This is a genomic window from Micromonospora sp. NBRC 101691 (assembly GCF_030269285.1).
GTDB classification, from domain to species: Bacteria; Actinomycetota; Actinomycetes; order Mycobacteriales; family Micromonosporaceae; genus Micromonospora; species Micromonospora echinospora.
This window is the reverse complement of the sequence record NZ_BSTB01000009.1, coordinates 209,153-223,927: the sequence shown is the minus strand read 5'-3', so window position 1 is coordinate 223,927 and position 14,775 is coordinate 209,153. Positions and strand designations below refer to the sequence as shown.

At 73.0% G+C, this 14,775-nt stretch carries 15 protein-coding genes; 6 read left to right on the top strand and 9 right to left on the bottom strand.

The window, feature by feature from the left end; translation table 11 throughout:
- Positions 1-162: 162 nt before the first annotated feature.
- From QSK20_RS16840 to QSK20_RS16805, 8 genes are all read right to left on the bottom strand, one after another.
- Positions 163-2,334, bottom strand: coding sequence for a RecQ family ATP-dependent DNA helicase (locus QSK20_RS16840; RefSeq protein WP_285789525.1), 2,172 nt, complete (start codon positions 2,332-2,334; stop codon positions 163-165).
- Between the two features lie 109 nt (positions 2,335-2,443).
- Entirely contained in the window at positions 2,444-3,568 is a 1,125-nt protein-coding gene (locus QSK20_RS16835; RefSeq protein ID WP_285789524.1) for a branched-chain amino acid ABC transporter permease, read from the bottom strand.
- Positions 3,565-4,455, bottom strand: a complete 891-nt coding sequence (locus tag QSK20_RS16830) for a branched-chain amino acid ABC transporter permease (protein WP_285789523.1) — start codon at positions 4,453-4,455, stop codon at positions 3,565-3,567. The genes QSK20_RS16835 and QSK20_RS16830 overlap by 4 nt, the downstream gene beginning before the upstream one ends.
- A complete protein-coding gene (locus QSK20_RS16825) occupies positions 4,452-5,213 on the bottom strand; it encodes an ABC transporter ATP-binding protein (protein WP_285789522.1) in 762 nt (253 codons plus the stop codon). The genes QSK20_RS16830 and QSK20_RS16825 overlap by 4 nt, the downstream gene beginning before the upstream one ends.
- Positions 5,210-5,953 (bottom strand): ABC transporter ATP-binding protein, encoded by a 744-nt coding sequence (locus QSK20_RS16820; protein WP_285789521.1) that lies wholly within the window; start codon positions 5,951-5,953, stop codon positions 5,210-5,212. The genes QSK20_RS16825 and QSK20_RS16820 overlap by 4 nt, the downstream gene beginning before the upstream one ends.
- Before the next feature lie 7 nt (positions 5,954-5,960).
- Complete coding sequence (locus QSK20_RS16815; RefSeq protein WP_285789520.1) at positions 5,961-7,166, bottom strand: substrate-binding domain-containing protein; 1,206 nt, start codon at positions 7,164-7,166, stop codon at positions 5,961-5,963.
- 201 nt (positions 7,167-7,367) lie between these two features.
- A complete protein-coding gene (locus tag QSK20_RS16810) occupies positions 7,368-7,646 on the bottom strand; it encodes a hypothetical protein (RefSeq protein WP_285789519.1) in 279 nt (92 codons plus the stop codon).
- Complete coding sequence (locus tag QSK20_RS16805; protein WP_285789518.1) at positions 7,643-7,969, bottom strand: DivIVA domain-containing protein; 327 nt, start codon at positions 7,967-7,969, stop codon at positions 7,643-7,645. Before QSK20_RS16805 ends, QSK20_RS16810 begins: the two co-directional genes overlap by 4 nt.
- 261 nt (positions 7,970-8,230) lie before the next feature.
- Between QSK20_RS16805 and QSK20_RS16800 the strand changes: the two genes are divergently transcribed.
- The 4 genes from QSK20_RS16800 to QSK20_RS16785 all read left to right on the top strand — a co-directional run bounded on the left by QSK20_RS16800 (position 8,231) and on the right by QSK20_RS16785 (position 11,353).
- Positions 8,231-8,494 carry a GntR family transcriptional regulator gene (locus QSK20_RS16800; protein ID WP_502888917.1) on the top strand — a complete coding sequence of 88 codons (264 nt, stop codon included), beginning with the start codon at positions 8,231-8,233 and terminating at the stop codon, positions 8,492-8,494.
- A 13-nt stretch (positions 8,495-8,507) separates the two neighbouring features.
- A complete protein-coding gene (locus QSK20_RS16795; protein WP_285789517.1) occupies positions 8,508-9,194 on the top strand; it encodes a GNAT family N-acetyltransferase in 687 nt (228 codons plus the stop codon).
- Between the two features lie 519 nt (positions 9,195-9,713).
- Positions 9,714-10,826 carry a hypothetical protein gene (locus QSK20_RS16790; RefSeq protein WP_285789516.1) on the top strand — a complete coding sequence of 371 codons (1,113 nt, stop codon included), beginning with the start codon at positions 9,714-9,716 and terminating at the stop codon, positions 10,824-10,826.
- The gene (locus QSK20_RS16785) at positions 10,826-11,353 is read left to right on the top strand and encodes a SigE family RNA polymerase sigma factor (protein WP_285789515.1); all 528 of its coding nucleotides are present in this window, start codon (positions 10,826-10,828) and stop codon (positions 11,351-11,353) included. Before QSK20_RS16790 ends, QSK20_RS16785 begins: the two co-directional genes overlap by 1 nt.
- Positions 11,354-11,450: 97 nt before the next feature.
- On the opposite strand, the gene QSK20_RS16780 is transcribed toward QSK20_RS16785, so the two are convergent.
- On the bottom strand, positions 11,451-12,572 hold the full coding sequence (locus QSK20_RS16780; RefSeq protein WP_285789514.1) for a glycerophosphodiester phosphodiesterase: 1,122 nt from the start codon (positions 12,570-12,572) through the stop codon (positions 11,451-11,453).
- Positions 12,573-12,739: 167 nt separating this feature from the next.
- Between QSK20_RS16780 and QSK20_RS16775 the strand changes: the two genes are divergently transcribed.
- Positions 12,740-14,077 (top strand): TrkH family potassium uptake protein, encoded by a 1,338-nt coding sequence (locus QSK20_RS16775; protein ID WP_502888916.1) that lies wholly within the window; start codon positions 12,740-12,742, stop codon positions 14,075-14,077.
- Positions 14,067-14,744, top strand: a complete 678-nt coding sequence (locus QSK20_RS16770) for a potassium channel family protein (RefSeq protein ID WP_285789512.1) — start codon at positions 14,067-14,069, stop codon at positions 14,742-14,744. Before QSK20_RS16775 ends, QSK20_RS16770 begins: the two co-directional genes overlap by 11 nt.
- Positions 14,745-14,775 lie beyond the last annotated feature (31 nt).

Below are 14,775 nucleotides of genomic sequence, written 5' to 3'. Positions count from 1 at the left end.
GGTCGGCCACGGCGACGGCGTGGCAACTGTCGCATTCCGCCTCGGCCGGGAACTTTTCCGCCCGACCCGGGACGCGCCCGCCCCGCCACGGCCCCGGTGGGCGATGCCCGTACGGCCCCGGTGGGCGACGCCTGCCACGGCCCGGTGGGGGCCATCCGCCACTCAGCCGGCGACGGCCAGCGCCAAGGGCAGGACGTCGGGCGCGCCGTGGCGGCGCAGCAACCGCGCCACCAGGGTCAGCGTCCAGCCGGAGTCGACCAGGTCGTCGACCAACAATACCGGGCCGGTCAGCCCGGTGAGCGCGCCGGCCAGGTCGTCGGGCACGGCGAAGGCGTCGTGCAGCGCGCGTACCCGCTGGGCGCTGTTGCCGCGCGGACCGGCCGCGCTGGCGGCGTCGGTCGGCGCGACCTGGCCGAGCAGGGGCAGCCGGCCGATCTCGGCGATCCGCTCGGCGAGCGAGCCGACCAGCCGGGGACGCCGTCGGGAGCCGACCGCCACGACGCCCGCCGGACGTCGCGGCCACGGGTCGTCCCCGTGCGACCAGTCCTTGAGCACCTCGACCACGGCGGCGACGACGTCGTCCGGCACCGGCGCGTCGGCGGCGTCCGGACCCACCAGGGTGCGCAGCCGCCCACCCCACCCGAGGTCGGAGAGGCGTCCGACCGCGCGTCCCGGCAGCGCCTGCTCCGTCGGGGCGATGCGCCCCTTCAGCGGTACGCCCACCGCGTCCAGGCCGGTGGGCCAGAGCTTCTTCGGGGCCAGCTCCACCCCGGGGCGGCCGAGGAACGCCTGCGCGGCGGTGAGCGCCGGACCGGACACCGTGGCGTCGAACAGCGGCCCGGCACAGCGGTCGCACCGGCCGCAGTCGCCGGCCGCGTCGTCGTCCAGGCATTCGCGCAGGTAGCGCATCCGGCAACCGGGCGTGGTGGCGTACTCGCGCATGGCCTGCTGCTCGGCGGTGCGGGCCTGGGCGACGCGGCGCAACCGGGCCTCGTCGTAGGTCCAGGGTTCGCCGGTGGCGAGCCAGCCGCCCCGGACCCGGCGGACCGCGCCGTCGACGTCGAGCACCTTGAGCATCATCTCCAGCCGGGCCCGGCGCAGGTCGACCACGGGTTCGAGGGCCTGCGTGGAGAGCGGCCGGTCGGTACGCAGGGCGGCGAGCACGGCCCGGACCTGCTCCTCGGGCGGGAAGGCGAGCGAGGCGAAGTACCGCCAGATCGCCGCGTCCTCGGCCCCGGGCAGCAGCAGCACCTCGGCGTGCTCGACGGCCCGCCCGGCCCGGCCGACCTGCTGGTAGTACGCGATCGGCGAGGGCGGCGCGCCGAGGTGCACGACGAAGCCGAGGTCGGGCTTGTCGAAGCCCATGCCGAGCGCGGAGGTCGCCACCAGCGCCTTGATCTTGTTGTCGAGGAGGTCCTGTTCGGCGGCGCGCCGGTCGGCGTCGTCGGCCTGCCCGGTGTACGCCGCGACCGCATAGCCGCGCGAGCGGAGGAACTCGGCAGTCTCCCCCGCCGCGGCCACGGTCAGCGTGTAGACGATCCCCGAGCCGGGCAGGCGGTCGAGGTGGTCGGCGAGCCAGCCGAGCCGGTGCGCCGGGCTGGGCAGGTCGAGCACGGCCAGCCGCAGCGACTCCCGGTCCAGGCTGCCGCGCAGCACCAGCACGTCCGCCCGGTCGGTGCCCGGGGCACCGGCGGTGGTGTCGAGCTGCTCGGCGACGTCGGCGGTGACCCGGGCGTTGGCGGTGGCCGTGGTGGCGAGCACCGGCGTGCCGGTCGGCAGGTTCGCCAGGAACGTGCGCAGCCGGCGGTAGTCCGGGCGGAAGTCGTGCCCCCAGTCGGAGACGCAGTGCGCCTCGTCGACCACGAGCAGCCCGGTGGTGGCGGCCAGCCGGGGCAGGACGGTGTCCCGAAAGTCCGGGTTGTTGAGGCGTTCGGGGCTGATCAGCAGGACGTCGACCGTGCCGGCGTGGATCTCGGCGGTGATGCCGTCCCACTCGTCGAGGTTCGCCGAGTTGATGGTGCGGGCCCGGATCCCGGCCCGACCGGCCGCCTCCACCTGGTTGCGCATCAACGCCAGCAACGGCGAGACGATCACCGTCGGACCGACGCCGCCGGTCGGGGCGGTGTCAGTGTCCCGCCCGCGCAGCAGGGCGGTGGCCACGAAGTAGACGGCCGACTTGCCCCACCCGGTGCGCTGCACGCAGAGCACCCGACGCCGGTCGACCACCAGTGCCTCGATCGCCCGCCACTGGTCCTCACGCAGCCGGGCGTGCGCACCGGCCAGGCGCCGTAGCACCGACTCGGCCCGCTCCCGTACCGCCGCCCGATCCCCCACCCGCCCTTTCTACCAGCCCGGCCGGCCGCACCCCACCGGCCGACCCCGCCTCCCGGTGGGTCGGCGGCGGGGTCGGCGGGCAGGTGCGGTCAGAGGGTCCGGCGGGCGGTCAGGGGGCCCGGCGGGGGCGGGCGAGGGCGGTGCGGAGCGGGCCCAGCCGGGTGGCGAGGGTGGCGAGGCCGCCGGGGAAGAAGTAGACCGCCAGGATGAACACCGTGCCGAGCACGAACAGCGGCTGCGAGAGCGGGGCGCTGAGCCAGCCGGGCAGCGCGTCCACCGCCCCGGACGCCCCGAAGGCGGTCAGCCGGTGGTCGAGGTACATGTAGAGGATGCCGCCGAGCACCGGGCCCCAACGGGTGCCCGGCCCGCCGAGCACCACCATGACCAGCAGGGAGAGCGTCAGCTCGCTTGAGGTGATGTGCGGCGAGGCGCCGCCGATGATCAGGCAGTAGACCGCTCCGCCGGCCGTCGCCAGCCCGCCGGCCAGGGTGAACGCGACCAGCTTGAACCGGTACGGGTCCAGCCCGAGCACCCCGATCCGCCGCTCGTCGTCGCGCAGCCCGGCGAGCACCCGCCCGGTCGGCGAGGCGCTGACCCGGTGCACCACCAGCACCACCACCGCCAGGTACGCCAGCGCCAGCCAGTACAGGTTCACCGTGTTGGTCACGCCGACCAGCGCCGCCGGCAGCCCGGAGACGTCCAGCGGAAGCCCCTCCTCGCCGCCGGTCAGCCCGCCGAAGTCCCGCGCCACCAGGATCGCCCCGACCTGGGCGAACGCCAGGGTGACCATGGCGAAGGCGATGCCCACGGTGCGCAGGGCGACCGCGCCGAGCAGCGCGGCGAGCGTCGTCCCGCCGGTCAGGGCGAGCAGCGCCGCCTGCCACAGCGGCAGCCCGGCCTTGGTGACCAGGATGTCGGTGCCGTACACCCCGGCGGCGAAGTAGAGCGCGTGCCCGAAGGAGAGCATCCCGGTCCGCCCGAACAGCAGGTCGTAGCCGGCGGCCAGTCCGCCGAAGACCAGGCAGACGGCGAGCAGTTGCAGGGTGCCGGGCGAGTTCAGCGGCCCCTCGAAGATGCCCGGCAGGTGCACCGTCGAGTACGGCAGGATCGCGGCGACCGCCAGCGCCACCAGCGGCAGGAACGGCCGCAGCCGCTGCCACACCGACGGCTCGCGCTCGGCCGGGACGGCCGCCTTCGGCGGCTCCACCGCGCCGTCGACCACGGAGTTCGTCATGCGGTGGCCACCTTTCCGGCGATGCCCTGCGGACGGAGCAGCAGCACCACGGCCAGCAGCGCGACGACGCAGATGTCGCCGAGGCCGGAGGTGCCGTAGTAGTTCACGAACTGTTGCAGCAGCCCGACCGCGACGGCCGCGTACGCGGAGCCGACCACCGAGCCCATCCCGCCGATCACCACCACGATGAACGCGAAGATCAGCAGCGAGCCGCCCTGGCCGGGCGAGACCGAGCCGAAGTAGACGCCGCCCAGCGCGCCGGCCAGCGCGGCAGCCGCCCCGCCGATCGCGAAGACCAGGGTGAACGCCTTCCGCACGTCGATGCCGAGCGCGGTGACCATCTCCCGGTTCTCCACCCCGGCCCGGATCACCAGGCCGTACCGGGTGAAGCGGAGGAAGGCCAGCAGCGCGGCGAGCACCAGCCCGGCGGCGATGATCAGCAGCAGCCCGGCGTTCGGCACCTTCGCCCCGAACACCGAGGTCACCTGGCGGGTCCACTCCGGGCGCGGGAAGGGACGCGGGTCGGCGCCCCAGACCGCCTGGAGCAGGGCCACCCCGGCGAGCGAGAGCCCGACGGTGACCAGGACCTGCGCGATGGTGCGGGAGTAGAGCGGCCGGATCAGCACCAGCTCCACCAGCACCGCGACCAGCGCGCCGGTGAGCACGCCGAAGGCGGCGGCCACCACGAAGCCGAGGCCGTCCGGGCCGGCGCCGGGCAGGTTCCCCGACGCCCACCAGGTCGCGTACGCCCCGACGCCGAGGAAGAGCCCGTGCGCGAAGTTGAGCACGTCGGCCAGGCCGAACACCAGGGAGAGCCCGGAGGCGACCAGGAAGTAGAGCGCGGCCAGTCCGAGGCCGGTCAGGGTGAGCAGCACGACGGTGCTCATGAGGCGGTGTCCTTCCTCGCGACCGCGGGGCTCGGGGAGTGCGCCTCGGCCGATCCGACGCCGAGCAGGGACTTCGTCAGCTCCGCCTCGGCGAGCAGGTCCCGGGCACCGCCGCTCCAGGCGACCCGCCCGGCGTCGATGACCACCGCGTCGGTGGCGAGCCGGCGCACCACGGCGAGGTTCTGCTCGACGAGCAGCACCGGCACCGTCTCGGCGACCCGTTCCAGCACCTCGGCCACCTCGGTCACCACCTTCGGGGCGAGCCCCTTGGTCGGCTCGTCGACCAGGAGCAGCTTGTTGTCGTTGAGCAGCACCCGGCCGATGGCGAGCATCTGCTGCTGGCCGCCGGAGAGCGAGCCGGCCCGCTGGCGTCCGCGCCGGTCCAGCTCCGGGAAGAGCGCGAACACCCGGTCGTACGCCGGGGTGCTGCCGCGCCGTTCGGCGAGCCGCAGGTTCTCCGCGACGGTGAGGCCGGCGAAGACGCAGCGGTCCTCGGGTACGTAGCCGAGGCCGTCCCGGACCAGCCGGTGGGTGGGCCGGTCGAGCAGGCTGCGCTCGCCCATCCGGACCCGGCCGGTCACCTCGCCGCCGGCCGGGGTGAGCCCGACGACGGCCCGCAACGTGGTGGTCTTGCCGACGCCGTTGCGCCCGAGCAGCACGGTGACCCCGGTCGGGGCGACCGTGAAGGACACCCCCTGGAGGATGTGCAGCCCGGCGATCCGGACCGACAGGTCCTCGACGGTGAGGATGGCGGTCATAGAGATTCCCCCAGGTAGGCCTCCTGGACGGTGGGGTTGGCCATCACCGTCTCCGGGGTGTCACAGGCGAGCAGCGCGCCGTGGTGCATCACGGCGATCCGGTCGGCCAACTCCAGGATCACGTCCATGTGGTGCTCCACCATGAGCACCGCCCGGCCGCTCTCCCCGGTCAGCGACTTGATCACGCTGACCAGTTCGGGGACGTCCTCGGCGCTCACCCCGGCCATCGGCTCGTCCAGCAGCATCACCCGGGGTTCCCCGGCGAGCAGCAGGGCGATCTCCAGCTTGCGCTTCTCGCCGTGGGCGAGGGTGCCGGCGAGCGCCGTACCCCGGTGGGCGAGGCCGACCCGGTCGAGCGCCGCGTCGGCGGCGGCGACCACCTCCCGGTCGGCCGCCGCCCGCCGCCACAGCTTCATCGAACCCCCGCGGTGCGCCTGGACGGCGAGCCGCACGTTCTCCCGCACGCTCAGCGAGCCGAAGACCGAGGACGCCTGGAAGGTACGCCCCAGACCGAGGCGGGCCCGCCGGTGCGGCGGGAGGGCGCTGATGTCCCTCCCGTCCAGCAGGACCGTTCCGGCGGTGGGGCGACGCAGGCCGGTGATCAGGTTGAACAGTGAGGTCTTGCCGGCGCCGTTCGGCCCGATCACGCCGAGGAACTCCCCGGGCGCCAGGTCGACGTGCACGTCGTCGACGATGGCGACCTCACCGATCCGCCAGGTCAGACCGCGGGTGGCGAGCATCGTCGGATCAGCCCTTCATCGCCACGACCGGCGGCGCGGACTCGTCGCCGGTGAGGCTCTTCTCGGCGGTCGCGGTGAAGTTGGTGCCGCTGCCGGACAGCTTGGCCTGGTACATCGGCTGGAGCAGGGCGTGGTCCTCCTTGCGGATGGTCATCTTGCCCTTGACCCCGTCGAAGCTCCAGCCCTCCAGCGCGGTGACCATCTTCTCCACGTCGTCGCCGCCCTCGGCGACCGCGCGGACCACCATCTGGGCGGCGGCGAAGCCGTCCGGGTGGAACAGGTCGAGCGTCCCGCCGGTGACCTTGGCCTTGAGCGCCTTGGCGGCCTCGGTGTCGCTGGCCCCGTCGAAGTAGTGCGACAGGAACGAGATCTTGGTGCCGGCCGCGCCAAAGGTCGCCCAGGAGGCGCGGATGTCGAGCCCGGTGACGACCGTGGTGGAGGTCAGGACGCCCTGCTGGTCGAGGGTCTGCCACATCGCCGGGGCGGTGGTGCCGGCCCAGGCCACGAAGAGCAGGTCCGGCTTGGCGGCGGTGATCTGGCTGGCGAACGGGGTGAAGTCGGTCGCGCTGGCCGGGGCCCGGACGCTGCTCACGGTCGCCCCGGCACCGCCGATGACGGCCTTGACGGCGGCCTCGTTGGCGTCGCCGAACGCGCCGTCCTGGGCGAACACCACGACCTTCTTGCCGGTCGGGTCGCCGATGAAGGACTTGGCGGTCACCACGTCCTGGTACGACTGCCGGCCGGACCGGAACGTGTAGCGGTTCGCGCCGGTCACCCCGTCGGTGGCGGCCGGGCCGGAGATGAAGAGCACCTTGTTCTGCGCGGCGATCGGGGCGACCTGCAACGCCACCCCGGAGGCGGTGGACCCGGCGAGGATCTTGTGCCCCTTGCCGATCAGGTCCTTCGCCGCCGACACCGCCTTGGCCGGGTCACCGGCGTCGTCGACCTCGGTGACCTCGATGGTCCGGCCGTCGACCTTGCCGGTGCCGTCGGTGGCGAAGTCGAGGCCCGCCCGGAACCCCTCGATGTACTGCTTGCCGTAGCTGGCCAGGGCTCCCGACTGGGAGTACACCAGGCCGACCTTGACCGGGGCGGCGTCGTCACCGCCACCGGAGGCGGTCTCCTGCGGGCTGCCACAGGCGGTCGCGGCGACCGCCGCAGCCATCATGGTGGCGGCGGCGAGGACCGCGCGCCGCGTCGTCCGGACCGTCATTGCGACTCCACGTGAGGACTCGGAGGAAGGGAAATCCGTTGTCGGCTCACGCTAGGAGTGACGTCACCCACGGGCTATGTGGCGGCAACACACAAGTAACGCCGACCAGGTGGCCGGCCGGGACAATCAGGCACCCCGGTGTTTCCGGTCGATGGCCGACACCGCCACCGGGACACTGACCATCGTGTCGGCTCCCGCCACCTACCGATGTCGCTCGGCGCCACAGTCCCCGTCGTGCCCGGCCGGTCGCGGACAGCGCCGGCCGCGCGCGAACAACCGGTCGCAGAACACCCGGTGCCGTACGCCCTGCGCGTCCTCGGCGGAGACCGTCGTCTCGCCCCGGTCGACGTCGGCGAGGAAGCTCACCGCCCGGGTGATCGACCGGGCGAAGCGCAGCGCCCCGGCCAGGTCGGTGGCGACCACCGGCAGGTGCACCACGAAGCGCTCCCGTTCCCGGTCCACCGGCACGCCCCCGCTCACCGGTGCGTCCTCGGCGCGAACCGGGACTGCCAGCTCCGCAGCGCCCGTTTGATCCGGACGTTCTCCTCGGTCGTGTAGGTCAGCTCGCGACGGGCGGCGGCCAGCTCACCGGCGACCCGGTGCAGGAACGCGTACACCTCCAGCGGGTCGAGCCCACCTCGGCGCACGCTGCGGAACTGCCGGTCGCGGACCTGCCCGGCGGTCAGCGACCGACAGGTGGCCGAGCGGTACCACCCCTCGTTCGGCGACCGCCGCCGGTGTTGCTCCGGCCGCCCGTGCCGGGGCCGCGCTGTCGGCCGGAAAAGTCTCTCCAGGATTCCCATGTGCGGACATCCCTCCGTCACCCGTCGTCGGTGGAAGGCGGCCCGGTCCGCACCAAAGGGGGAGACGCGGACCGGGCCGCCGGCCCCGCGACCGCAGCCCTCATCGGCGGTACGACCTCGGAGCCCACTCGGCTGTCCACCTCCGAGGGTTTGCCGAACCAACCGGAGCCGGACACCCAGCAACTTACGCCACTTACTAGCCTGAGTCTAGCTCTGTGTATCCGGCGACTCACTTATTGCAGTTACTGGAGCAGGTCGGGCATGATCGGGGATGCCGAACCAACCGGAGTCCTCACCATGCCCACAGCACAACCATCATTTCGCCTGATCGTGGACGAGATCGCCGAGAAGATCCGGACCGGCGCCCTCAAGCCCGGCGACAAGCTGCCCTCAACCAGTCAGCTCGCCACGGCTTACGGCGTCAGCAACAACACCGTCTACCGGGCGTTGGCGATCCTGCACGACCGCAATTTGATCATCGGCCAACAAGGACGCGGCACCTACGTCGCCGAGCGGTCGCAGTGACCGGCGCGCGCCGGTGACCGACGGCCCCACCCCGGCCGCGCACGTCCCCACGCCCGACGGCGGCGATCCGACCCTGCCGGAGCTGGTGATGGCCTGGGGTCGGGGCTGGGCCCGCTGCCGGGGCACACCCGCTCCGACAGCCGTACCCGGGGGCTTCCGGGTCGAGGTGGGACGACCCGGCCATCGGGTGCGTTACGTGCTGCACCGCCACGACGCGGCGGTCCTGAACGACCTCGGTCGACGCCTGACCGCCCCGGGCACCTGGGTCAAGGTCATGGGAAGCCCCGCCGGGCTGCGCGACGCACTGCCACCGCACTGGACGATGGCCCCGGTCGACCACCTGATGAGCGCCCCGTTCGGCGCGGGCGTGGTGACCCCGCCCGCGCCGTACACGGTGCGGATCGACACGACCGGCGAGGCGGTGGTCGCGACGGTGGTGGACTCCACCGGGAGCCCGGCGGCCTCCGGACGGCTGGGCCCCGCCGGGTCGTACGGCGTCGTGGACCAGGTGGAGACCACGCCCGCGCACCGGCGGCGCGGGCTGGGGACGATCGTCATGCGGGCCCTGGCCGACCATGGCGCGCGACACGGACTACGGACCGGAATCCTGGTCGCCACCGACGACGGGCGCGGCCTCTACGAATCGCTCGGCTGGACGCCCCACTCGACCGTGGCGGCAGCCTTCATCCCGGAGGACTGACCCTCACCCCGTGCCAGCCTCCAAATCTTGGACACTTACCGTCCGCATTCGACGGTAAGTGTCCAAGATTCACGACGCGGGACGCCATCGAGCGAACCGCGCGGCACCGCCGATCGGCGGACGGGCGCGGGCGGCGTCGGGCTGGGGCGGCGGACGGCCGGCGGCGGACGGGGGGGCGGCGGACCGGCGGCGGGCGGCGGGCGGCGGGCGGCGGGCGGCGGGCGGCGGGGAGATCCTCCGCTGCCGAGAGAGCCCACGCCGGCCACGGTCGGCGGACTCCGGCGTGGGCGCACAGACGGGGCAGCTCTACAGCGTCGGCAGCACCATGGGTGCCGACCGTCGGTGGTGGACGAGATGGCGGCCACCAGCGGCGCTCGGGGACGGTGGCGCAGTGGCGGGAGAACGTCGGGCCTGCTGGCGACGTCGGACTTCCGCTCATGGAACCTTCTCCGGCTCCCGGTGCCTTTGGGTGGATGGAGCGGCCACACGGGGTGGCGCGTCCACACGAGGAGGACGCCGATGACGGAGCGGATCAGGGCACTGCTGGATACGGCGGTCGCCGACACCCACCCGGCCAGTGTCGACCCGGTACCGGAGGTGCTCAGACGCGGTGCCGCCGCGCGCCGCCGCCAGGTCACCACCGGGCTGGCTGGCGTACTGACGCTCGCGCTGCTCGTCGGCGGCGGACTGGTCGCCACCGGCTGGCCGACCGGTGACGCGTCCGGGGCCGACCCGGCCGCCAGCCCCACTGGACGCCGTACCCCTGACCCACTGCCCGACGGCAGCGACCGCAAGGGCACGCCCCGTCCGTTCCTGGTCGAACTCGGAGACGACGAGGCGATACGCGTCAACGGGCTGGTCGTGCCGGCACCGCCCGGCTGGCGGGTGAACCGGGACGTCAGCCGGCCGCTGACCTACTGCGAGGTGCCCGCCCGGACGATCCTGGTCGACGTCAATATCAGCCCTGGTGGCGACTGCGACGCGCAGCCGATGGTCATGGTCCGTCACTGGCAACCCTGGTACAGCCGGCCGAACCTACCGGCCCGGACCTTCAGCTCGGGTCTGACCGAGGTGGTCCTGCCCGGCGGGCAGCCCGCCTGGTTCGACGACAACGACGTCGACAACCTCTCGGCGGCCCAACGCGGCCGGTGGGCCGCCTTCAACGTGGAGATGCCCTGGTCGGGCGCGGGGCTCACGGTCGAGATGACGCCGACGGAGGTGAACCCGTTCGTGGCGTCGATCCACAGCACGACGGAGAAGCCCGGCCGCCTGATACTGCCGGAGACCGCACCCGCCGCGCAGCTCGGCCAACGAGGGCACGAGCGGATCGACTCCACCGACGCGGCCGCCGTCGCCAAGGTGCTGAACCGGCTACGTGACCTGGACCGGCCGGTCGACGAGGACGAGCTGACCTGCTCCTCGGCGGAGCCGCTGACCCCGGCCTGGAAGCCGGCTGCTCGGGACATGGCCGCGCTCACGCTGCTGTACCCCTCCGGCCCGCCGCAGGCGGTGGTGGCGATCAGCAGCACCGACGACTGCGCTTTCGCCACCTCCTCGATGGGTGGCCGGGTCTGGCTGCCCGAGGGCTTCCTCACCGAGATCCGCGCCCTGCTCGCCCCGGCGGGGCGCTGATGTCCCCCGCCACCACCGCCGGACCGCCGGGGTTCGCCGAGTTCGTCAACGCCCGGTACGTCCCGCTGGTGCGGCACGGCACGCTGCTCACCGGCGATCACGGGCACGGCGAGGACCTGGCACAGGAGGCGCTGGTCAAGACGTACCGGGCCTGGCACCGGCTCCACCCGGACGGCGACGCCGAGGCGTACACCCGGCGGGTGATGGTGCGGGCGGCCTGGCGGGCCGGACGGCGGCTGTGGCGACGGGAGGTCCCCACCGGGGAACTGCCGGACCGGCTGGCCGAGGATCCGTACGAGCCGCGGGACACCGCCCGCCTGGTGCTCGCCGCGCTCCGTGCGCTCCCCACCCGGCAGCGGGTGGTGCTGGTCCTGCGGTACTGGGCGGAGATGCGCGAACAGGAGATCGCCGAGCTGTTGGGCTGCTCGACGGGAACGGTGAAGAGCCGGGCCAGCCGGGCGATAGCCAGCCTGCGACGGCTCGACGGGCCCCTGGCCGAACTGTTCGAGCCCGCCCGGGTGGACTGACGGGTCAGCCGGTCCGGCCCTCCTGTCAACGGGGGCTGGCCCGCCACCCGGGCGGTCGGGTGACGGGCCAGCAGGAGGAGAGTCGGATCGGGTGAGGTCAGGACAGGCCGGCGCGGGCGGCGACGGCGGTGTCCGGGTGGTCGGCGAAGACGCCGTCCAGGCCGAGCCGGAAGAACAGCTCGTACTCGGCGGTGATGTCGCCCCGGGCGTTCGGGTCGGTGCCGATCCGGTGGTCGACGGCGAGGAACTGGTTCTCCGCGCGGAACGTCCAGACGTGCACGTCCAGCTTCTCCCGGTGCGCGTCCCGGACCAGGGCGGTCGGGGCGAGCAGCTTGCCGGTCGCGTCCCGGGGCACGATCAGGTTCTTCTGCGCGCCGACGATGTCGGCGTACCCGGCGATCCAGCGCAGGCCCGCCGGCTTGGCCAGGTCGGCATAGGTGCGCGGGTCCCCGGAGACCCGGAAGTCGTACGGACGGCCGGACGCGTCGAGGAGCTGCGCCAGCTTGACGTCGATCATCTTGTCCAGCTTGCGCAGGTTGGCCGTCTCGAAGGACTGGATGACCACCGGCGAGCTGGGCCTGGTCAGCTTGTTGGCCCGGAGCACCTCGACCAGCGGCTCCTCCAGGGGCAGCCCGATGGAGGCGAAGTAGGTGGGGTGCTTGGTCTCCGGGGCGATGCCGATCACCCGGCCCCGCTTCCGCCCCTCCTCCCGGGCCACGTCGATGACCTCCTGGAGGGTGGGCACCTCGAACCGGCCGTCGTACGCGGTGTTGGTGACCCGGACCTGCGGCAGCCGCTCCTTGGCGCGCAGCGTCTTCAGCTCGGCGAGTGTGAAGTCCTCGGTGAACCAGCCGGTCACCGCGACCCCGTCGATGGTCTTCGTGGCCTTCCGGGCGGCGAACTCGGGTCGGGCGGACACGTCGGTCGTCCCGGAGATCTCGTTCTCGTGCCGGGCGACCAGCACGCCGTCCCGGGTCGGGACGAGGTCGGGCTCGATGTAGTCCGCGCCCATCCGGATCGCCAGCCGGTACGCCTCCAGGGTGTGCTCGGGCCGGTAGCCGCTCGCCCCGCGGTGGGCGATCACGACCGGCTGGTCGGTGGCCCGCGACCGGTCCGGGCGGGCCTGCGGTTCGGCCCCGACGGCCGTGGCGGTGGGCACGGCCACCGCGACCGTGAGCAGCGCGCCGGCCACACCGAGGGCGGAAAGGGTACGTCGCAACGCCGTCTCCTGTCATCGAGAGGGATCGCGATCAGCCAAGCGGCGGCCGGCGACCGGGAGGTGGTCTCCGACTGACCGGCAGGTGAATGTCGGGCTGGTCGTCCCCGCGCCTGCGGCGGATGCCCGTTTCCCCACCCGGTGCCGTGCTCCGGCACGAAGATTGGCTGGTGCGCCGGTTTCTGCGTCACCCCGTGCGGATCGTGCCCCTCGGTTTCCTGGTGGCGATCCTGCTCGGCACGGGCGTGCTGATGCTGCCCCCGGCGACCGAGGAGCACCGGTACACCCCCTTCCTCACCGCCCTGTTCACCGCCACCTCGGCGGTTTCGGTCACCGGAATGGTCGTGGTGGACACGCCGGACTACTGGACCCCGGTGGGGCTGGTGATGATCACCGTCCTGACGCAGGTCGGCGGCCTGGGCATCCTCACCGGCAGCACCCTGGTCATCCTGTTGGTGGCCCGGCAGCTGGGGCTGCGTACCCGGTTGCTGGTGCAGGCGGAGACGGCCGAGTTCGGCATCGGTGACGTACGCCGGTTGCTGCTCAGGATCGGCCTCACCGTGCTGGTCTGCGAGGCCCTGATCACCGCGATCCTGGCCCTGCGCTTCGCCCTCGCCTACGACTACCCGCTGGGCCGGGCCCTCTGGTACGCCTTCTTCCACGCGGTCCAGGCGTTCAACAACGGCGGCTTCTCCCTCTACCAGGGCAATCTGACCGGCTTCGCGCACGACGGGTGGGTCACCCTGCCCCTGGCGTTCGGCTCGATCATCGGCGGGCTCGGCTTCCCCGCGCTCTTCGAGGCCGCCCGGAGCTGGCGACGACCGGGTCGCTGGACGATCGGCACCAAGCTGACCGTCTGGGGCAGCCTGGTGCTCCTCACGGTCGCCTTCGTCGTCCTGCTGGCCGCCGAGTGGAGCAACCCCCGCACGCTCGGTCCCTACGGCTGGGAGGGCAAGGCGCTGGTCGCTTTCACCCAGGACGCGTTCGTCCGCACCGGCGGGTTCAACACGGTGGACGTCACCGGGTTGGACGAGGCGAGCTATCCCCTGATCATCGCCCTGATGTTCATCGGCGGCGGCAGCGCCAGCACCGCCGGCGGCATCAAGGTCGCCACCTTCTTCCTGCTCGCCTTCGCCATCTGGGCCGAGGTGCGGGGCGAGCCGGACGTGACCGTCGGACGGCGTCGGGCGGCCACGGCGAGCCAGCGTCAGGCGCTCACCGTGGCCCTGCTCAGTGTGGCCCTGGTGGTGGCCGGCACGGTGGCCCTGATCCTGTTGACCGAGCAGCACCTGAGCTACGACCGGGCGCTGTTCGAGGTGACCTCGGCGTTCAGCACCACCGGCCTCTCCACCGGCGTCGCGCCCACGCTGCCGGCCGCCGGGCAGGTCGTCCTGATCGTCCTCATGTACATCGGGCGGGTCGGCACCCTCACCCTCGGGTCGGCCATCGCGTTGAACACCCGCAGAAGGCTGTACCGGTACCCGGAGGAGCAACCCATTGTCGGCTAGACGTAACCCCGCTGGAGGCGGCCACGGCGTCGCGGTGATCGGGCTGGGCCGGTTCGGCACCTATCTGGCGGTGACCCTCACCCGCCTCGGCCACGAGGTGATCGCCATCGACCGGGATTCACAGACGGTGCAGAGATGGTCGTCCCGCCTGGACCGGGTGGTGCAGGCCGACGCGACGGACGAGACGGCGCTGCGCCAACTCGGCATCGCCGACTACGAGCGGGTGGTGGTCTGTATCGGCGCGGCGGTGGAGGCGAGCATCCTCACCGTCCTCGCGCTGATCGAGGTCGGCGGCTCGGCGATCTGGGCCCGCGCCACCTCCCGGAAGCACGCCAGGATCCTCTCCGCGATCGGCGCGCGGCACGTGGTCTTCCCGGAAGCGGAGACCGGGGAGCGGGTCGCCCACCTGATCGTCAGCAACCTGCTCGACTTCATCGGGTTCGGTGACGACTTCGCCATCGCCAAGGTCCGGGTTCCACCTCCCCTGGTCGGCCGCACGCTGGCCGAGGTCGCGCCGGACGCCCGCTACGGCGTCATGGTGGTCGGGGCGAAGCTCCCCGGCAGACCGTACGAGTACGCCGTGCCGGAGACGGTGCTTCCCGAGGGCTCCCTGCTGATCGTGGAAGGCGGCATCGACCAGGTGCAACGGTTCGCCGGGCTGACCTGAGACCCGTCGCGGGGGCGTGCGATCACCGGCG